Source organism: Marinobacter sp., assembly GCF_048269445.1.
Lineage (GTDB): Bacteria > Pseudomonadota > Gammaproteobacteria > Pseudomonadales > Oleiphilaceae > Marinobacter.
This window is the reverse complement of the sequence record NZ_JBLXIQ010000001.1, coordinates 72243-91128: the sequence shown is the minus strand read 5'-3', so window position 1 is coordinate 91128 and position 18886 is coordinate 72243. Positions and strand designations below refer to the sequence as shown.

Genomic DNA, 18886 nt, shown 5'->3' with positions numbered 1-18886 from the left:
GGCAGAAAAGTCCCGTAGCTACCACCTTTGAACCAGGCGCGGCCTCAGCCCGGCTGGTGCTCCTGGAGCCAGTGGCGAACGTTGCTGGCATGCCTGCGGCTGACCGGGAGTTCGCCCTGGCCTTCCCTGAGTACAACCAGGTTCTGACCGTCGGCCGTCCGCTTCAGCCGCTGGATGAAGCGCACGCCCACAAGTGTGTTCCGGTGGGTTCTGAGCAGGACGCGGGGGTAACTGTTTTCCAGCTCCTTGAGGGTATAGTCGCAGACGGTTTCGCCCCGGCTATGGTGAATGGTGACGTATTTCTGGTCCGCCTCGCAGTAGAGGATTTCGGACAGGTCAATCAGCTCGGTACCACGATGGGTGCGTACCGCCAGCTGTTCAGGGCTCTGGCTGGCCTGGCCGTTCAAGGTTTGCAGTTGCACCCGGTTGACCCTGCCGGCTCTCGCGAGTGCCTCGGCGAGTGCCTCCTTGCGCACGGGTTTGAGCAGATAGGCAATGGCCTGCACGTCGAACGCCTGTATGGCGTAATGATCATAGGCGGTGCAGAAGATCAGGGCCGGCGGGTTGGACAGCTGGCTAAGGCGGTTGGCCGCTTCCATACCATCCATGCCGGGCATGCGGATATCCAGAAGCAGAATGTCCGGCTCAAGCTCCGCCACCTGTCTCAGGGTGCTGTCGCCGTCCACCGATTCACCGCACACCCGATACCCCGGGAGGGCCTCTACTAGGCGACGGATGCGTTGCCGGGCCAGGGGTTCGTCATCTGTGATCAGGACACTGCGGGAATCATTCATGGCCGATCTCGGTTTTCTTGGTTTGTAGTTCGCTGATGATGGGCTTTCTGTTCGCTGGCTTTCTGGCGAGGCAGCCGCAGGGTCACGGTATAGACATTGTTCTGGTGGCTGTGCTTGAGCACGGCTGGTTCCCCGAACAGGGCCTGGAGCCGGGACTTGATGTTAGCCAGGGCCATACGGTTGCCGTCATGCTGGTGGGAGTTCTGGTCCGGTTTCGGGTTCTGCACCAGCAAGTACACGAAGTTGCCTTTGGCCTCGGCCTCGATTCGCACGGTGCCACCCTCGGGCCTGGGCTGGATGCCGTGGTAGATGGCGTTTTCGACCAGCGGTTGCACGGTGAGAGGTGGAATCGCCTGGTGCTCGAGGCCGGTTTCAATATGCCATTCAAGCTTCAGCCGGTCACCCAGCCGGAGTGCCTCGATGGCCAGGTAGCGCTGGCACAGCTCCAGCTCTCTGGCCAGCGGGATCAGCTGATCGCCGGTGCGCAGGCTGGCGCGAAACAGTTCCGACAGGTCCAACACTGCCTCTTCGGCTTTGTCCGGGTTGATCGCAATCAGGCTTGCGATGGTGTTCATGCTGTTAAACAGAAAGTGGGGCTGGATGCGGGCCTGAAGGGACGCCAGATGAGCCTGCATTTCCGCCTCCCGCTGCTGCTGCCACTGGTGTTGCAGATAAAAGTAGCGCAGCACCATCAGCACTATCAGCAGAGCCAGCAACATCTTCTTGGCCACGCCCTGCCAGGCCGCAACTCCGGCCTGGGGGTGCAGCACGCTGTCAGCAAACAGGCTGAAGGCCAGCACATCCAGCAGCACAATGGCGACGATGATGGCTGTGGCACCCGAAACGGACATCCGGGCCAGCCTGGCCCGCAAGAGGCAGATCAGTGCGACGCTGGTGAGGGTGGTCCACTGCACAAACAGGGACAGCAGCCCGAAGTAGTTCCAGTCAATCCAGCCCTGTGTGGCCTGCACGATGGCCAGCACCAGCACCGCCAGTTCGCTGGTTACCAGCAACAGGAACACGGCCCTCACCCGGCACAGGTCCGGTACGTAGAACTCTGTCGTTGTCACAGCTTTTTCCCCATTACGGGGTGGCTCCTTTACCCGGGTCAGAATGGTATACTCCCGCCACGTTCAATGTACCCAGTTCCCGCCAGATGATGCCGGGCTGTCAGCAGGAAAGATAGACCATGACGGATCAGAAAAAGTCTGACCAGACCACAAGCTCTGAAAAACCATGGGGCGGTCGCTTCAGTGAGCCCACCGATGCTTTTGTCGAGAAATTTACCGCATCCGTGGGTTTTGATCAGCGCCTGTACCACCACGACATTACCGGTTCCATCGCCCATGCCACCATGCTGGCGGAAGTTGGCGTGCTCACCAACGACGAGCGAGACCAGATCGTTGACGGCCTGAACGGCGTCAAGGCGGACATCGAGTCCGGCAAATTTCAGTGGTCGGTCAGCCTGGAAGATGTGCACATGAATATCGAGGCACGTCTTACCGACCGCATTGGCATCACCGGCAAGAAACTTCATACCGGGCGCAGCCGCAACGATCAGGTGGCCACCGATATCCGTCTGTACCTGCGGGATGAAATCGATGTGATTGCCGAGGAACTCCGGCGCCTGCAGTCCGGCTTGCTGGATCTGGCTGAGCGCGAGGCGGATACCATCATGCCCGGCTTTACCCACCTGCAGACCGCCCAGCCGGTGACCTTCGGGCACCATCTGCTGGCCTGGTACGAAATGCTGGTGCGGGATGCCGAGCGCCTGCAGGATTGTCGTAAGCGGGTTAACGTGATGCCCCTGGGGGCCGCCGCCCTGGCTGGTACCACCTATCCCATCGACCGGGCGCTGACGGCAAAGCTGCTGGGCTTCGACCGGCCGACGGAAAACTCCCTGGACTCGGTCAGCGACCGTGACTTCGCCATTGAGTTCTGCAGTTTTGCCGCGCTGCTGATGACCCATCTGTCGCGGTTCAGCGAGGAGTTGGTGCTCTGGACTTCTGCCCAGTTTGATTTTATTGATCTGCCAGACCGGTTCTGCACCGGCTCCTCCATCATGCCTCAGAAAAAGAACCCGGATGTTCCGGAACTGGTCCGGGGCAAGACCGGGCGGGTTAATGGGCACCTGGTCAGCCTGCTGACCCTGATGAAGAGCCAGCCGTTGGCCTACAACAAGGACAACCAGGAAGACAAGGAACCGCTGTTCGACACCGTGGATACCATAAAGGGCTGCCTGAAAGCTTATGCCGACATGATTCCAGCCATCCGTTCCAAGGTCGATAACATGCGCGTGGCGGCCAAGAGGGGCTTCTCCACGGCTACCGATCTGGCGGATTACCTGGTGAAAAAAGGCGTGCCCTTTCGGGATGCTCACGAAATCGTGGGTAAGTCGGTCGCTTTTGGTGTGGCCGAAGGTCGTGATCTTTCGGATATGACCCTGGAAGAGCTAAAGCAGTTCTCCGACCACATTGGCGAGGATGTGTTTGACGTGTTGACCCTGGAAGGGTCGGTTCAGGCTCGCAATCACCTGGGCGGCACAGCACCGGAGCAGGTGCGTGCGGCTGTTGGCCGGGCGCGCAGTCAGCTGGGCTAAATGGCGTCCCGATTCGGGACGGATGGCTAGCCGCCGATCCGTCCCGTGGTCAGATCAACCGCTGCGGGTGTTAACTGTTCCAGGGGTTGTGGTCGGAACAACCGGTAGCCCTGCCCGTAATGAATGCCCAGGGTTCTGACTCTCCTGAGGGCATCATCGCTCTCGATAAACGTGGCCACGGTGACCTTGCCGGCGGCTTCTGCGATCCTGTGCAGGGCCTCGAGCATTACCTGCTGCACCGGATCTTCTTCCAGTTGCTGCACCATCCGCCGATCCAGCTTGATAATGTCCACCGGCAATTTTGCCGCCAGGCTGTAACTTTCCACCGACGCCCCGGCGCCGTCGAGGGCCACACGGCAGCCTGCCCGATGCAATGCATCGCACATGACAGCGACATCGTCCGGATACTGGGTCGCATGGGCTTCACGAATCTCCAGGCAAAAGCAGCCTGGGTCAAACGGCGATTCACTCAGGGCCCGGGCCATAAAGTCCGGGAAGGTGTCATCCAGCACGCTGGCCAGTGACAGGTTAAAACCGCAGTACTTTAATCGGGGTTCCAGCAAAGGCTGGTTGCTGAGCCAGGCCAGTGTTTGTTGGATCACCTGGCGGTCCAGGCGTTTGGCCAGATCAAAACGTTCGGCGATAGGCAGGAAGTCGTCAGGCTTGAGCACAGCTTCGCCATCCGGCGTTGTCGGGATCCGGCACAGGATCTCAATGTGATCGCCCCAGGTAGGGCTGGCAACCGGTTTCATGGCTTGATATTCGAGAATCAGGCGGTGGCCGTCCAGTGCCTCGCGGATCTGCTCAACCCGCTTGCTGGCGGTGGAGTCGTCGGCCTGATGGGCGATAGCTTTGGCCGTGTGGATGCGGTTGCGGCCAGACGTTTTCGCAGCGTGGCACAGATCCGCCGCCTGGCTGAGTAGCTGTTCCGGGTCACGGGGAATGTCACTGTCCATGATCAACAGACCGCCGGAGGCTGTGGTCTGCAGCTTTTGGCCCTGCCACTGGAAGACAAATTCACCGATCAGCTCGAGGGCTTGCTGGGCAATCTTCCGGGCCCGGGCCTCCGGGCAGTTCTCGATCAGCAGGGCGAAGGTGTCGCCAGCCAGGCGCGCCAGGGCATCGCGCTGGCGCACCCGTACACCGAGATTGCCGGCCAGCTCCCGCAGGTAGCGGTCACAGGTGCCGCTGCCGGCCAAATCATTGAAGCGCTCAAAGTCATCAAGGTCCAGATAAAGCAGGCTGTCAGAGGAGTTCCGGTGGGTTTTCTGTTCCAGAGTCCGGAGCACCCGGGCGATGAATTCCCTGCGGTTCATCAGGCCGGTGACCGGATCGTGCCGGATCCGATACTCGCCACTTGAGGCGTGGCTGATCCGGTTCCCAATGCGTCTTGCGACATGGACAGCACCGGTCACTTCACCCAGTTCGTTGGTCAGGCGCTGGTAGTGGAATTCATGCACCGGCAGCTCCCGGGACTGCTGGGCCATGGCCATCTCAACAACGAAGCTGTCCCGCTCAAAGGCCCGGTGCCATAGGCGTTCCATCAGCATACGTTCATTCGGAAATGCCTGCAGCAGTTCGCTCAGGTTGTCACCACGCGCGGGGTTCACGCCAAACGTTTCCGAAAACTGGCTGGCCCAGGCGTCATTGAAATGTTGCAGGTTGAACGACGCGTCCACCGCCACCACAAGATCAAGCGTGGCCCGGGTCATTGCTGCGAGCATCTGGTCCGCATGCTGACGGGCCCTGACGAGCGCCATTTCAGCGGTTCGGTCCACCATCGTGCCCCCGAGTCGCTGGATTCTTCCGCCCTGTTTCAGGGCACGACCGTTGAGGGTGATCCGGCGCTGACCCTGCCTGGAGGTAAGAATGTCTAGGTCGAGGGAAAAACCTTGCCCGGTCCGCATACAACGCCGGAACATGGCCCGGACCTTTGCCTGCCCGGTCTGGCAGTAGAACAGTGCCTGTTCAGGGGAGATCTCACTGCCGGGCCTCAGCTCAAGAAGCTGGAACATGCCCTCTGTCCAGGCCATTTCGTTGGTGCTGGTGTCGAGTTCCCAGATCCCGAAATGGGCGCTACCCTCCGCCGAACGCAGCAACCGCGAGTCCCTGGTGGAGCTGTCGCACAGTGTGATGGTGGCGCTGGCGGCCTTGTCGGAATCGCGCATATCGAGGCGCAGGCTCAGGCAGGCGGTGTAGAAGAAGCCTTCCTTATGCCGGAAGGTCACCAGAACGTTCTGGCCCCGTTCAATCCGGTGGCGGTTCGCAGGGGCAAAAGGGTCGTCCTCGCGCGATGCCAGAACCCGGTGTACCGGTTGGCCTTCCAGTTCACCGCTGTCGTAACCAAGGATTGATTCAGCTTGATGATCGGCAAACAGCACTGTGCCTTCATCGTCGATACGCACAACAGTATGCCGCTCCGGTGTCGGTGACTGCTCCGAGCGGTAGCGGCGAATGGTAAATTCTTTCACGACGGGTGAGCCTCGGATTTTCTATAACTTTTATTTTTTTGTCGGTTTTGCCACGATGCGTCCATCATACTCATACTGACCCTGAAAAGAACCTTTCCCCCCGGAGCCGCCTTGAGCACCCACGTTGCCCCGATTGCCCTTGATTTTCAGGAGGGTATAGACCGCAAGACTCTCCGTCGTCTGAGGGATCGGTTTCTTGTGGTCAACCAGCAGCGCTGGGACCGTGCCCACTCGGCACTGTCCTACCGCCAGCAAATGGTGCTGGAGGTTTTGCCGTTGGCGTTTCACCTCAATCATCCCGCCTTGCCGGGGTATCTGGATAGTGATTGCCCTTACGGTCTGAGTCACTACCAACCGTCGGACTCTACGATCAATGCGGCGAGGCGCTTGGCCCGCACCTTTTCGTTGAAGGATGAAGGCAAGCGCAAGCCGGATCTGGACGCCATGTTTCTGATGGGAAGTCCGGGCACTCTTGGGCATTCCGTGGCCAGTGATCTTGACGTCTGGCTCTGCCATCGCAATGATTTGCCGGACCGGGGCATTCACTGTCTTGAGCGCAAGGCGGAGAGGCTGGCCCGGTGGGCCGAATCCTTCGGCGTGGAGCTCCATGTGTTCGTGTTCTGTGCAGCGGACTGGCGGGCCGGGCGCCAGCGGGCAGAGGTGACGGGGGAAAATTGTGGCAGTGCCCAGCACTTCCTGTTGCTGGATGAGTTCTACCGGACCAGCATCCATCTGGGTGGTGCCTGGCCGATGTGGTGGTTGATACCAGCCGAGCAGGAAGCCCGCTATGACCAGTGCATGCGAAAGCTGGTGGATTGCCGGTTTATACGGGCCGATGAGTACATCGATTTCGGCCCGGTCCCTTCGATACCGGAAGCAGAATTTCTGGGCGCTGGGGTCTGGCAGCTGTACAAGGGCATCGATGCCCCCTGGAAATCCATTCTTAAGCTGCTGCTGATTGAATGTTATGCCCGGACGGCCGAGCAGGCATTGCTGTCCAGCGAGTTCAAGCAGGCGGTTTTCCAGGGTGAAACCGACGCCGACACTCTGGATCCTTATGTCATGCTTTACGACCGACTGGAGAGCTGGCTCTCCGGGCCGGAGGTGGCGTCGCGGCTTGACCTGGTTCGCCGCAGCCTGTACCTGAAAGCCGGCCTGCCACTGACCCGTTCTGAGGTATCCTCGGAGCAGTGGCGGGCCCGTCTTCTCAGGAAGCTGGTGGAATGCTGGGGCTGGCCAGAGAGCACGCTGGCAGAGCTGGATGCCCGCCAGCGCTGGCGGGCTGAGGATGTCGCCACCCTGCGTCGGACGATCGTGAATGAGCTTACCCACAGCTATCGCCTGCTTTCGAAAATGGCCAGAGAGCACGGGCAGCGGGCCGCCATCAGTGATAGTGATATCAACCTTTTGGGTCGCAAGCTGTACGCAGCGTTTCAGCGTAAAGCCGGCAAGATCGAACAAATCAATCCGGGCCTGGCCCCGTCGCTGGTGGAGGAGAATCTCGCCTTTCACCACCAGTCGGAGCAGGGTGGCGATGGGGAAGGCTGGTTGCTTTACCGGGACCTGGAAGACCCGGCTGATGCTTTCTGGCAGCCGGTTATCCGCCGCTCTGGCAATCTGGCCGAGCTGATGGTCTGGTGCTACTGCAACGGTCTACTGGCCCGTTCGACCCGGCTGAATGTCCGCTCGGGAACGAGCATTGCTTCGGTGAGCGAATTGCGGGAAATGCTGGATGCCCTGTCTGGGTTCCTGCCATTCCCGATTGCGCCTGCGCCACGGGAGAGCCTGTCACGGGGTGTCCGGTCCCTGAGAAATCTGTTGCTGGTCAATGTTGGCGTGGACCCTCAGGCTCATCTCACGGATAAGGGGCTTCACAAGCTCAGTGCCCGGCACGACTCCCTCGGCTTCAGTGGCGGGCGGGAAAACCTGGTAATCAGCATCGATCAAATCACCTTCAACAGCTGGCACGAAGTCAGCCTTCAGCACTACGCTGCGGGCGACACGCTCATCCAGTGCCTGAAAAACGTTCTGGCATCGGTGGCGGCCAGTCCATTTGAACTGCCCGGCATCCAGGTGCACTGCCATAACCGAGGGCACGGCTCTGCTATTGCCCGCCGGGTTCAGGAGTTGTTTACCGATGTTCTCAGGCCCTTTTTCGCCGGCGGTGCAGGGCCTCACCCTTTGCGCTACGTCATCGAAATGGATCGCCGTTATTTTCTGCTGCAGTTCAATGGCCTGGAGCCGGGTTTCGTCGCGCTGGAGAGCTTGGATGCCCTGATGGAGCACCTGGCGCTGCCCCAGGAGCGCTATCTGCCGGTGGTATTCGATCGGTATGCGCTGCAGGATGAGCCGGCCCTGCGGGCCGTTTGTCAGGCCAGTGAGCCGGATAATATCCAGGTTTTTTTCCGGGTTCTCGGAGATCGGGCACGGCTGTGGGTTGTTGATGAGCTAGGCTCGGTGTTCGGCTGGGAGCAGGCTGTAAACAGCCGTCGGCATCTGCTGGTGCCGGTGCTGCGGTTTCTGGATAACCTGGTCGAGCGGCGGCTGCTTCGCCATACAGATTCACCCGGCGTTGTTGCCGCAGTGCAGTGTTACGAGATTGTCCGGCGGGACGGTTCCTGGCGCGCCGAATACCGGCCGGAATCGGATTCGGGTGCCCCGTTGCCTGGGCTTGAGGTGCAGGCCGTCGGAATTCACGAAGGGGGCAGCCGGCTGCGTTTTGACATTTTCTGTGGTGAGCAGGAATTTACCGTGCAGGAATACGGCGACCAGCTGATTCCGGCCGTGGCCCACTACATCCGTTCTCTGCGTTTGAGCGGCGAGGTTTACCCTGTGTACCTGACCGATGTTCATCTGCCCCATGACATTGACCCCAGGGTCTATCAGCAGCATATCCAGACCAGCCAGTACCTGTATTACCGATCTGTGCTCGAGGATTCCTTGAACCGGCAGCTTGCCAGAGGGCGCTGACCTCGCCGCGCGGTGCGGGTCTCAGGTATACTTCGGCCATAGTGAACTCAGGGGTAGCAGGTATGCGTGCGTGGACTCTGCCGATCGTGGTGCTGATGCTGGCGATCGTAATGAGCGGATGCGGTCAAAAGGGGCCGTTGTACCGGGACAGCCAGGATATTTCGGCGCGGGCTGCGGCCGAGGTATCTGACGAAGATAAGCGTGACTAGCGCTCCGGCCTTTACGCCCCGCTAAACGAATCAGGAAACTCATGGATCATTTCAATTATCGCAACGGCGAACTTTACGCCGAAGATGTGCCTGTCTCTGCCATTGCCGAGCGCTTCGGCACACCTGCGTATGTTTATTCCCGGGCGACTCTCGAGCGCCACTATCGCGCCTACGACGAGGCCCTCAAAGGCCGTCCCCATCTGGTGTGCTATGCGGTCAAAGCCAACAGCAACCTGGCCGTGCTGAACGTTCTGGCCCGGCTGGGTGCCGGTTTTGATATTGTTTCGGCGGGCGAGCTGGAGCGGGTGCTCCGGGCAGGCGGCGACCCGGCGAGGGTGGTGTTTTCCGGCGTTGGCAAGCAGGAATGGGAAATGAAACGGGCACTTGAGGTGGGCGTGCGCTGTTTCAATGTTGAGTCCGATACCGAGCTGGACCGGCTGAATGCCGTGGCCGGCGAGCTTGGCGTCAAGGCGCCAGTCTCCCTGCGGGTGAACCCTGATGTTGACGCCGGCACCCATCCGTACATTTCCACGGGTCTGAAAGAGAACAAGTTCGGGATCGATATTGCTGAAGCGCCGGAGGTTTACAGCCGCGCTTCGGGTCTGCCGAACCTGGAGATCAGGGGTGTGGATTGCCACATTGGCTCCCAGCTCACCACCGTGTCTCCATTCCTGGATGCCCTGGACAGGGTGCTGGCACTGATCGACACCCTGGCCGCTCAGGGTATCCACATCCATCACCTGGATATGGGCGGCGGTCTTGGCGTCACCTACAATCAGGAGCAGCCGCCGCAGCCCTCGGATTATGTCCGGGCGCTGGCCGAGCGCCTAGGTGACCGGAAACTGGAGCTGATCCTCGAACCCGGCCGTTCGATTGCTGCCAATGCCGGCATTCTGGTTACCCGGGTCGAGTTCCTGAAATGCACGGAGCATCGGAACTTCGCCATCATCGATGCTGCCATGAATGATCTGATTCGCCCGGCTCTGTACAGTGCCTGGCAGGCAATTATCCCGGTCGCGCCGCATCAGGACGGTGAGGAAAAAGTCTGGGATCTGGTTGGGCCAGTCTGTGAAACCGGGGACTTCCTGGGTAAAGACCGTCGCCTTCGTCTTCAGGCTGGGGATCTGCTGGCGGTTCGTTCTGCAGGCGCCTATGGCTTTGTTATGAGCTCCAACTACAACACCCGCAATCGCCCCCCGGAATTGATGGTCGATGGCGAGCAGGTGCATGTGGTCCGTCGCCGCGAAACCCTTCAAGACCAGCTCGCGCCCGAGAGCTGCCTTCCGGAATGAGTGGGGGCGAGGAGATGAATCAGCAGCGCCGTAGCCAGGGCCCCTTACTCCGATTCACCAAGATGCACGGGCTCGGTAACGATTTCATGGTGGTGGACGCTATCAGCCAGCCGTTCCGCCTGCGCCCGGACATGATCCGGGAGCTGGCCAATCGCAACTTTGGGATCGGCTTTGACCAGTTGCTGGTGGTCGAGCCTCCGGGTTTGCCCGACGTCGACTTCCGCTACCGCATTTTTAATGCAGACGGTACCGAGGTGGAACAGTGTGGCAATGGTGCCCGCTGTTTCGCCCGGTTTGTCCGGGACCAGCGCCTGACCAACAAAAAGGTGATAAGGGTCCAAACCGCCAAAGGTGTGATTGAACTGCGCGTTGGCCGGGATGGCATGGTCATGGTCAATATGGGCGTGCCCGAGCTGAATCCGCCGGCCATTCCATTTGCCGCGGATCGCCGCAAGGACCTCTATACAGTGGATGTGGACGGCCAGACCGTGGAGCTCACCGCGGTTTCCATGGGCAATCCCCACGGCGTTCTGGTTGTCGATGATGTCGACACAGCACCGGTGGAAACCCTGGGGCCAAAGCTGGAGCGGCACCCCCGCTTCCCGGCCCGGGCCAACATCGGCTTTTTGCAGGTGCTGGATCGCAGCCACGCTCGCCTACGGGTGTTCGAGCGAGGCGCTGGCGAAACCCTGGCCTGCGGTAGCGGCGCCTGTGCCGCTGTTGTTGCTGGTTGTTTGCGTGGCCTGCTGGATCATCGGGTTGAAGTGGAGTTGCGCGGTGGCAAGCTAGTCATTGAATGGCAGGGTGAAGGGACCCCTGTTATGATGGAAGGGCCTGCAACCAGCGTTTTTGAAGGGCAGTTAAGGCTGCCGGGTGATTCTGGCAGTCGCCGCCGAAAGGGTAGTGGCCGCCCCCACAAACAACGATCCTGACAGCCAGGAGTACACCATGACAGAACAAACGGCCCGCCAGAAGGCCGGTGACCTCAGCCGGGAAGAGGTGGCGGAGTACTTGCGAGCCAACCCCGATTTTTTTGTCGACCAGGACGAACTGCTGCGCAGTCTGACCCTGCCTCACGACAGCGGTCGTGCCATTTCTCTGGTCGAACGTCAGGTGCACCTGTTCCGTGAACAGCGGGACACGCTGCGCAGGGAGCTGGTGGAGCTGGTGTCCATTGCCCGCCACAACGATCGCCTGTTTGAAAAGACCAAGCGGCTGTTGATGCAGGTGATTGAAGCCCGGACCCTCAACGATATGGCCTCGGCTATTGATGACAGCATCCGTGGCGATTTCGGACTCGACGCTGCCTCGGTGCTCCTGTTCACCGACTCCGAGTTACCGGAGGCCTCCCAGGGTGCCCTCCATGTGGTGAGTATGTCCGTGGCTCGTGAGCGACTGGGCAGCCTGCTTGAAGGCGATCGGGCGGTGTGTGGCCAGTTCCGCGAGAGCGAAAGGGAATTCCTGTTCCCGGATCGGGAAGAGGCGATTGCTTCTGTCGCCCTGATGCCTTTGCGTCATGATGAACTGGTGGGCGTATTTGCCGTTGGCAGTTGCCAGCCGGGTTATTTTGATCAGAGCATGGGCTCACTGTTTCTCAGCTACATTAGCGACACCCTGAGCCGGCTGCTGCCGCCCATGATTCAGCGCCATACAGCGACCGCCCCAGTTACCGAGATAGCCACGGAGTCCCGCTGAAGTGCCAGAAATTCCGGCGCCGTCGGAACTGCCCGATGATCTGTGCGGGCCACTAACCGATTTTATCCGGCACCTGGCGTCCGAGAAGCGTCATTCGCCCAGAACCTGCGACAGCTACCAGCGGGACCTCTTGCGTCTTGCCCGATGGCTGGCCGTTAGTGAGTTACTCTCCTGGCAACATGTTACCAACCATGATCTTCGCCGATATGTGGCCACCCTAAGCCGGGAGGGTCTCTCCGGTCGCAGTATTGCGCGACACCTTTCGGCAACCCGCCGCTTTTATCAGTTTCTGCTCAGGGAAAAGCTAGCGTCCGATAACCCGGCTCTGGACATCCGCGCGCCGAAGACTGGCCGGCGCCTGCCTCGGGTGGCTGACGTCGACCAGCTGAGTCATCTGCTGGACAGTCAGCCGGACGACCCCCTCGAAGTTCGTGACCTGTGCATGTTTGAGCTGATGTATTCTTCCGGGCTTCGGCTGGCGGAACTGGCGAGCCTGAACCTGGATACCGTTGACCTGCGAAGTGGCGAGGTCAGGGTAATGGGCAAAGGTGGTAAAGAGCGACTGTTGCCTGTCGGAAAAAAAGCGGTGGAAGCGATCGGGTCCTGGCTGCTTCAGAGGGTGGGGCTGGCCAATGAGAATGAAGCGGCCCTATTTGTCAGCCAACGCGGTGAGCGGCTCAGCCACCGGAGCATTCAGGCCCGGCTGAGTCGCTGGGGCATCACCAGGGGCGCTGACCAGAAGCTGCATCCCCACCTTTTGCGACACTCCTTTGCCAGTCACATGCTCGAATCCAGCGGCGACCTTCGGGCCGTACAGGAGCTGTTGGGTCACGCCGACATTGCCACGACTCAAGTCTATACTCACCTTGATTTTCAACATTTGGCCCGGGTTTATGACCAGAGTCATCCAAGGGCACGTCGGAATAAGTATCATGGCAGGAGCAAAGACGAAAATGCCTCAGGCCAGTAACCAGCAAGCGGGTCTTTTCCATTCAAAAGCCGGACAACAAGGGTAAACGGGAGCGATCAATGGCATCGGATCAGTCCTGGAAGGAGAAATACCTTCAGGAACTCGAATCTGCAGATAACCGGGAGAAACAGTGGAAGGCGGAGCGCAATACCCTTGAGCGTATGCTGGTGCGCACCAGCCTCGCATCCGAGGGTCAGGCTCCGGAGCTCGACCGGTTGCTGGTCCGTATCCGCAAGGACCTCCGGAAAAGCCGCGTGGATGTGGATGTCTGGAAGGAACTGCAGGACCAGGTTGACCGTCAGGTAGCGCTGCTGGATGAGCACCAGCTCTCCAGTGAAAAGAAGCGGTCATTTTTTTCACGCAAAGAGCGGGAGCCAGAGCCAAAAAACGGGTCGGAGCCGCAAACAGATCGCGAAATTGCCTCAGCACCAGCCAATACGCCGGGCAATGACCAAGATATTGAAGACAATGCCCAGCGGCTGCGTATTGCCCGCCGGGTTGGCCAACTGCTGGGCCAGATGCTCTCTCAGGTGTCCCTGGAACCGGCCGCCGAGGCACGGGCCAGGGGCCTTCAGCAATCCCTGTTGGCAAGTAACGATTGGGACGAGTTGCGGGAGGGTCTGAACCATGTCGCGGAACTGGTCATTGCCGCGGTTACCCGGAGCAAACGTGAGTTCGAGGCCTTTCTAAAGCGTCTGGATGAGCGACTCGAGCTCCTGCGGGAACATTTCTCGGCCCAGTCCTCGGCCCAGTCCGGTCGCCTGGACGCGTCAGAAAATCTCGACCGGGAGATCCGCGAGGAAATCGAGCGGGTCGGGCTGCATTTGGAGGCCAGTGACAACCTCGAGGACCTGAAGAACTCTGTCAGCCGGCATCTGGCATCCATAGGTCAGGCGGTTGGCCGGTTCCGTACCCAGGAGTCAGAGCGTGAACGGGTGCTGTCCGAGCAGCTTGAAGCGATGCAGGAGAAAGTGGCTGCCATGGAGGTCCATTCCGAGCAGATGCAGGAGCGGGTCCGCAAGGAGCGCCTGCGGGCCATGACCGATCTGCTCACGGAGCTGCCCAACCGGGAGGCCTGGCAAGAGCGGCTGGCATTCGAATACAACCGCTGGCAGCGCTACAATCACCCGCTGACCGTCGGCGTTCTCGATATTGACCTGTTCAAGCGGGTCAACGATTCGTACGGCCATAAGGCCGGGGATAGAGTGTTGCAGTTGGTCGCGAGGGAGTTCAGAGAGCGGTTGCGCACCACCGACTTTGTGGCCCGCTTCGGAGGCGAGGAGTTCGTGGTGTTGTTTCCGGAAACCGAGCCGACCGATGCCCGAACGGTTCTCGACAAACTTCGGGAGCATGTTGGCAAGTTGCCGTTTCATTTTCGGGGCGATCCGGTAACAGTTACTTTCTCGGCGGGGGTGGCAGGTTTTGTTCCGGGCGATACCGAAGAATCGGTATTTGACCGGGCAGACCGCGCCCTTTATCAGGCCAAGGGCGCAGGCCGGGATAGGGTCATCATCAGTGAGGAAAAGGTACCTTAGTGACGCATTTGCGCGTCCAGCTCATCAATGACCTCGGCCCAGTCACTGTCTTCTTCCAGTCCTTCTTCCAGGAAATGGGACTGGCTCTCCGACCAGAAGGGTGCGTCCTGGATCGCAACCTCGCTTGGAAGGGGGGAGTGCCTGGCCACAAACTCCTCGATGTCTTTGGCACCCGAAGGCAGGCCAAGTTGCTCGAACAGAGTGCTGAGGTTGTGTTTGCTGGTGTCCATGTACGGTCATCTCCTGTTGGCGGTTCGCCTGAATGAAATCGCGGGCGATTGCAGGTATTGTTCCCTGAAATGTAGCGGAACCCTTGAGGATATCCAGTGAAGGTTACCCTTCCCCTTCTATGCTGCCTGTTGGCATTGTTTCAATCCCCGGCTTGGGCAGACCCGCCTCAAACGTCGCCCGCGCCGGTGCTTGGCAAGCAGGAGCTGAACTGGCTGGCCGGACAAGAGCGCTTCCGTATAGGTCTTCGCAGTGATCAGGTTCCGCTGGTTTTTGATACCGGCGAAGGTGCCTTGGTGGGAATCTATGTCGACTATCTGGCCAGGTTATCGGAAAAGCTGGATGTAGCCATCGAACCCGTGATCCTTCCGTCGGAGAAGGACCGAGGCCCGGTTCAGCGCGAATCTGAGACCGATGCCATTCTTACCACACGGATGCCGGGCATGCCGGTGGTGCCGGGTAAACGGTTCACTGATCCGCTGATGTCCCTGACCTATGGCCTGTTTGTCAGTGCTGGTGATGCCGCCATTCGAACTCTGGCAGATCTGGAAGGTAGCCGGATTGCTGTTATCGACGGGGACCCGAACCAATACCCCATACTTGACCCGGTGGAGGTGTTCACACCGGTTCCGGTGGCTAGTGTCAGCGAGGCCGTGGCGCAGGTTCTTTCCGGTAAGGCCGATGCATTTCTGGCCCCGGTGCCGGTGGTCTCGGATTACCTGCAGTCGGCGATGGTGAATGGCATTGGTCTATCGGATTTGATTGATGACAAACCGGCGGATGTGGTGCTGCAGGTGGATGCCGGCAACGATCGCCTTTTTCAGGTTCTGAACAAGGCCATTGCAGCCATCAGCCACAATGAACACCGGGCGATTCGCCAGTCCTGGCTGCAGTCGGGGCAGTCTGCACTTCAGCAAACCGGCATTGAGCTATCCTTTTCCGATCTTGACTGGCTGAAGCGGCATCCCGATCTCAAGGTGGCCTTCCGTTCGGACTGGCCGCCGTTTGAGTTTGCTCAGGATGGCCGGCCGACCGGCCTGGTCCCGGATCTGCTGACCCGCATCGAGGAGCAGTTGAATGTCCGGTTCACCCGCACGGTGGCCGGGAGCCGGATGGCCGCCGAAGACCAGCTCCGATCCGGCGAGGTCGACATACTTCCAGGGTTGTCGCGGACACCGCGCACCGAAGGCGATTTCCTGTTTACCCGGGCCTACCTGACCGTGCCCATAGCCCTCGCCATCCGGGATGACGGGCGCTTTATCGGCGATCTCCGGGAGCTTCGCAGTGAACGGGTGGGAGTGGTGAACCGGCACGCGGCCCACGATTACCTGTTGATCAATCATCCGAACCTGAATCTTTACCCCGTGGCCAGTGTTGAGGAGGGGCTGCTGGCGCTCTCAAATGGGGATTTGGACGTGATGGTGACCCACATTCCGGCCGTCAGCTACACCGTTGCCCGGCTGGGGTTGTCCAACCTCAGAATCACCAGTATCACCCCGTACCAGTACGATCTCCGGCTGGCGGTGCGGAAAGACAATCCGGAGCTGCAACGGGTGCTCAACAAGGCCCTGGGCAGCCTTGAAGCAAGTGAGACCGAGTCCATCTATAACCGCTGGATTCACCTCGATATTGAACAGGCAGCCGACTACACCGTGGTGCGCCGGGTGGTGCTCATTGCCATCGTCGTCGTTCTGATTTTTTTGTACTGGAACCGGAAACTGTCCCGGGAAGTGGATGAACGGATCCGTTCCGAAAATGCCCTTCGCCGCAGTGAGGACGAGCTGCGGGCGGCCAAGCTTGAGGCTGAACGCCTCGCCCGGGAAGCGGAGGCCGCCAGCCTCGCCAAAAGTGAGTTCCTGGCAAATATGTCGCATGAGATACGGACACCGATGAACGCCGTGATCGGCTACAGCGATCTGCTCAGCAACAGCGTGACGGATCCTCAGCAGCGAAATTACCTGGATGCCATCCGGGCTGGTAGCCGCAGCCTGCTGATGCTGATTAATGACATCCTGGATCTGTCCCGCATTGAGGCGGGGAAAATGCGGCTGGACTATTCTGCCGTGTCGGTGCGGCGATTGCTCGACGATGTCCGCCATATTTTCGATCTCCGGGCCCGGGAACAGGGTATTACCCTGGAGGTAAGTGTTGATTCCAAGATGCCGGCGGCCATGATGCTGGATGAAACTCGCCTAAGGCAGGTTCTGTTCAATCTGGTGGGCAATGCCATCAAATTCACCCATGACGGGGGCGTGACTGTCCGCGCTACAGCGAAGCCCCTGAAGGCCCGGTCCAAGAGTGACAACCCGGGCACCGAGGCGCCGGAACGGCAGTTTTACAAGCTGGTGGTGACTGTTAAAGACACCGGCATCGGTATCGCGCAGGATCAGCTCGACCGGATTTTTGATGCCTTTGAGCAGCAGGAGGGGCAGAACACACGGCGCTATGGTGGTACCGGCCTCGGTCTGGCGATCAGCCGAAAGCTGGCCCGGATGATGGGCGGAGAACTGGAGGTTGAGAGTGAGTCAGGAGTCGGCTCCGTGTTCACCGTGACCTTGCCGCGGGTTGAGGCGACCGTGGAGCGGGCGGAGGATGAGGGCGCCCCGAAAGAATCGGATAGGCTCCTGGCCCAGACCTTGAGTATGCAGGAACGGGGTTGGCTGAGAGAGCAGTTGGCGGCGGATTTTGGTGACGAGTGGGAAACCGTCAGGGAAAGCGGCGACCCTGAACAGATGAAAGATTTTGCCCGGCGGGTGCTGGCTTGGGGCCAGCGATTCAGGTCCCGTTCGGTGACCGGTTATGGGGAAAAACTGCTGGCCGATGTGGAAGCGTTTAATCTCGACGCTGTCAACGGTGCACTTGAGGCGTTTCCAAAACTGCTGGGCCGCGACGATTGATCGACCCGGCGGGTTTGCTACAGACAGTCAAACTGCGAGCGGCGATCGAAGGCGACTGATACCATGTCGTAACCGGAATCCGACAGGTGCCGGATCAGCTCGCGGTCTTTCAGCAGAGTCATGCAGACTTTGTGGACACTGGCCTGGAGCTGTTCTGAGGCCTGCTGGCTGGAGGCCAGGCGAAAATCCACAATCAGGTATTTGCGCTCGATTGAGGCGCTGGCCGGGATGTCCTTCCGCTCGATGCTTTCGTAACCGATGTAGGTTGCCTGGGCTTGAGGGAAAACCTGGCTCATCAGTATGTCCAGGTTTTCTCCATGGGCAAGCGGTGCCGAGAACAGAAGTGTTGCGGCGGCCATGCGAAGTGAGTGTGTGATCGTCATTGGAGACCACTCCCTGGTGCTGTTCCGGTTAATGTGTAACCAAGTGTAACAATTGGTTACGGTGGATTATTGCAGAGTCTGTCGCAATTTGCGTGATATGTGACATTGATTTTTCAATTGTTTGCAGTCTGGACACACTGGCAGCCTGGTTCTCCGATTCTCGCTCCCGGAGCGCCGCGTGATCAACTATGATGTGAGAAAGACGGACGTTAAAGAGGAAGACGCATGTATCAGCTTGTCTTTAAAGGGGAATGCGTTCCCGGAACCGATCTGGAAGCTGCGCGTAGCAATGCCCGGACCCTGTTCAAGGCTTCGCTCGAACAGGTTGATCGTATGTTCAGCGGCCAGCCGGTGGTTATTCGCAACAAGTTGGAAGAGCTGCAGGCAGAAAAATACCGTGCTGTGCTGAAAAAACACGGCATGGTGGCTTACGTGCAGCCCATGGCCGATACCCGGCCCGCCGTGAGTCCACAGCCGAAGCCGGAGTCGCCGGCAGGGCGGGCGAGTCAGCAACCGGCTGCGCCGGCAACTCCTACTCCTGCCCCAGAACAGAAGGGTTCGGTTCTGAAAACGGAGCCTGGCGACCGTCTGCCGGTGGCGGGTGAAAAGGTAGATGACATTCTCTCTGGCTCTGGCCTGAGCCTGGACCCGGTTGGAGTCACCCTGGCAGAGCAATCGGAGGTAGAGCCACCGATGTTCCAGCATCTGGACGAATGGAGCCTGGCACCGGCCGGCAGCGATCTTGGCGTTCAGCGAGACCTGCCTCCGCCCGTGGTGCCGGATGTGTCTCATCTGTCGCTGGCAGACGACGATTCCTCTGACAGAAAATGATGCAGCTGTGAG

General features: G+C 59.7%; 15 protein-coding genes. 10 read left to right on the top strand and 5 right to left on the bottom strand.

Translation table 11 applies throughout. The annotated features are described in order from the left end of the window. Positions 1–44 precede the first annotated feature (44 nt). Both ACN0XM_RS00420 and ACN0XM_RS00415 read right to left on the bottom strand, forming a co-directional pair. Complete coding sequence (locus ACN0XM_RS00420; RefSeq protein ID WP_417564938.1) at positions 45–794, bottom strand: LytR/AlgR family response regulator transcription factor; 750 nt, start codon at positions 792–794, stop codon at positions 45–47. Next, positions 791–1864: a sensor histidine kinase gene (locus ACN0XM_RS00415; RefSeq protein ID WP_417564937.1), complete on the bottom strand. Its 1074-nt coding sequence runs from the start codon at positions 1862–1864 to the stop codon at positions 791–793. The genes ACN0XM_RS00420 and ACN0XM_RS00415 overlap by 4 nt, the downstream gene beginning before the upstream one ends. 119 nt (positions 1865–1983) lie before the next feature. Here ACN0XM_RS00415 and argH point away from each other — a divergent pair, with 119 nt between their 5' ends. Continuing rightward, the gene (gene argH, locus ACN0XM_RS00410) at positions 1984–3393 is read left to right on the top strand and encodes an argininosuccinate lyase (protein ID WP_417564936.1); all 1410 of its coding nucleotides are present in this window, start codon (positions 1984–1986) and stop codon (positions 3391–3393) included. Positions 3394–3419: 26 nt separating this feature from the next. Here the strand turns inward: argH and ACN0XM_RS00405 are convergent, their stop codons facing one another. Next, positions 3420–5864 carry an EAL domain-containing protein gene (locus ACN0XM_RS00405; protein WP_417564935.1) on the bottom strand — a complete coding sequence of 815 codons (2445 nt, stop codon included), beginning with the start codon at positions 5862–5864 and terminating at the stop codon, positions 3420–3422. A 111-nt stretch (positions 5865–5975) separates the two neighbouring features. Between ACN0XM_RS00405 and ACN0XM_RS00400 the strand changes: the two genes are divergently transcribed. The 7 genes from ACN0XM_RS00400 (at position 5976) to ACN0XM_RS00370 (ending at position 14535) form a co-directional block, all read left to right on the top strand. After that, positions 5976–8834 carry a class I adenylate cyclase gene (locus tag ACN0XM_RS00400; protein ID WP_417564934.1) on the top strand — a complete coding sequence of 953 codons (2859 nt, stop codon included), beginning with the start codon at positions 5976–5978 and terminating at the stop codon, positions 8832–8834. A 62-nt stretch (positions 8835–8896) separates the two neighbouring features. Further along, positions 8897–9043 carry an LPS translocon maturation chaperone LptM gene (gene lptM, locus ACN0XM_RS00395; RefSeq protein WP_417564933.1) on the top strand — a complete coding sequence of 49 codons (147 nt, stop codon included), beginning with the start codon at positions 8897–8899 and terminating at the stop codon, positions 9041–9043. 41 nt (positions 9044–9084) lie between these two features. Continuing rightward, the gene (lysA, locus tag ACN0XM_RS00390) at positions 9085–10335 is read left to right on the top strand and encodes a diaminopimelate decarboxylase (RefSeq protein ID WP_417564932.1); all 1251 of its coding nucleotides are present in this window, start codon (positions 9085–9087) and stop codon (positions 10333–10335) included. A 14-nt stretch (positions 10336–10349) separates the two neighbouring features. Then, positions 10350–11267, top strand: coding sequence for a diaminopimelate epimerase (gene dapF / locus ACN0XM_RS00385; RefSeq protein WP_417564931.1), 918 nt, complete (start codon positions 10350–10352; stop codon positions 11265–11267). A gap of 16 nt (positions 11268–11283) precedes the next feature. Beyond that, the gene (locus ACN0XM_RS00380; RefSeq protein WP_417564930.1) at positions 11284–12030 is read left to right on the top strand and encodes a DUF484 family protein; all 747 of its coding nucleotides are present in this window, start codon (positions 11284–11286) and stop codon (positions 12028–12030) included. A gap of 28 nt (positions 12031–12058) precedes the next feature. Beyond that, positions 12059–13000, top strand: a complete 942-nt coding sequence (gene xerC, locus ACN0XM_RS00375) for a tyrosine recombinase XerC (protein ID WP_417565498.1) — start codon at positions 12059–12061, stop codon at positions 12998–13000. A 59-nt stretch (positions 13001–13059) separates the two neighbouring features. Beyond that, positions 13060–14535: a diguanylate cyclase gene (locus ACN0XM_RS00370; protein ID WP_417564929.1), complete on the top strand. Its 1476-nt coding sequence runs from the start codon at positions 13060–13062 to the stop codon at positions 14533–14535. On the opposite strand, the gene ACN0XM_RS00365 is transcribed toward ACN0XM_RS00370, so the two are convergent. Next, on the bottom strand, positions 14532–14765 hold the full coding sequence (locus ACN0XM_RS00365; RefSeq protein ID WP_417564928.1) for a DUF2789 domain-containing protein: 234 nt from the start codon (positions 14763–14765) through the stop codon (positions 14532–14534). The genes ACN0XM_RS00370 and ACN0XM_RS00365 overlap by 4 nt on opposite strands. A 96-nt stretch (positions 14766–14861) precedes the next feature. Here ACN0XM_RS00365 and ACN0XM_RS00360 point away from each other — a divergent pair, with 96 nt between their 5' ends. Beyond that, the gene (locus ACN0XM_RS00360; RefSeq protein WP_417564927.1) at positions 14862–17660 is read left to right on the top strand and encodes a transporter substrate-binding domain-containing protein; all 2799 of its coding nucleotides are present in this window, start codon (positions 14862–14864) and stop codon (positions 17658–17660) included. A 17-nt stretch (positions 17661–17677) separates the two neighbouring features. Here the strand turns inward: ACN0XM_RS00360 and ACN0XM_RS00355 are convergent, their stop codons facing one another. Continuing rightward, the gene (locus ACN0XM_RS00355) at positions 17678–18043 is read right to left on the bottom strand and encodes a hypothetical protein (RefSeq protein ID WP_417564926.1); all 366 of its coding nucleotides are present in this window, start codon (positions 18041–18043) and stop codon (positions 17678–17680) included. A gap of 225 nt (positions 18044–18268) precedes the next feature. Here ACN0XM_RS00355 and ACN0XM_RS00350 point away from each other — a divergent pair, with 225 nt between their 5' ends. After that, complete coding sequence (locus ACN0XM_RS00350; protein WP_417564925.1) at positions 18269–18874, top strand: hypothetical protein; 606 nt, start codon at positions 18269–18271, stop codon at positions 18872–18874. The last annotated feature ends 12 nt before the right edge of the window (positions 18875–18886 follow it).

Excerpts from the sequence above, each read along its gene's own strand:
- ACN0XM_RS00420 (WP_417564938.1), bottom strand. The coding sequence starts at position 794 with ATGAATGATTCCCGCAGTGTCCTGATCACAGATGACGAACCCCTGGCC.
- argH (WP_417564936.1), top strand. The coding sequence starts at position 1,984 with ATGACGGATCAGAAAAAGTCTGACCAGACCACAAGCTCTGAAAAACCA.
- lptM (WP_417564933.1), top strand. The coding sequence starts at position 8,897 with ATGCGTGCGTGGACTCTGCCGATCGTGGTGCTGATGCTGGCGATCGTA.
- lysA (WP_417564932.1), top strand. The coding sequence starts at position 9,085 with ATGGATCATTTCAATTATCGCAACGGCGAACTTTACGCCGAAGATGTG.
- dapF (WP_417564931.1), top strand. The coding sequence starts at position 10,350 with ATGAATCAGCAGCGCCGTAGCCAGGGCCCCTTACTCCGATTCACCAAG.
- ACN0XM_RS00380 (WP_417564930.1), top strand. The coding sequence starts at position 11,284 with ATGACAGAACAAACGGCCCGCCAGAAGGCCGGTGACCTCAGCCGGGAA.
- ACN0XM_RS00370 (WP_417564929.1), top strand. The coding sequence starts at position 13,060 with ATGGCATCGGATCAGTCCTGGAAGGAGAAATACCTTCAGGAACTCGAA.
- ACN0XM_RS00365 (WP_417564928.1), bottom strand. The coding sequence starts at position 14,765 with ATGGACACCAGCAAACACAACCTCAGCACTCTGTTCGAGCAACTTGGC.
- ACN0XM_RS00355 (WP_417564926.1), bottom strand. The coding sequence starts at position 18,043 with ATGACGATCACACACTCACTTCGCATGGCCGCCGCAACACTTCTGTTC.
- ACN0XM_RS00350 (WP_417564925.1), top strand. The coding sequence starts at position 18,269 with ATGTATCAGCTTGTCTTTAAAGGGGAATGCGTTCCCGGAACCGATCTG.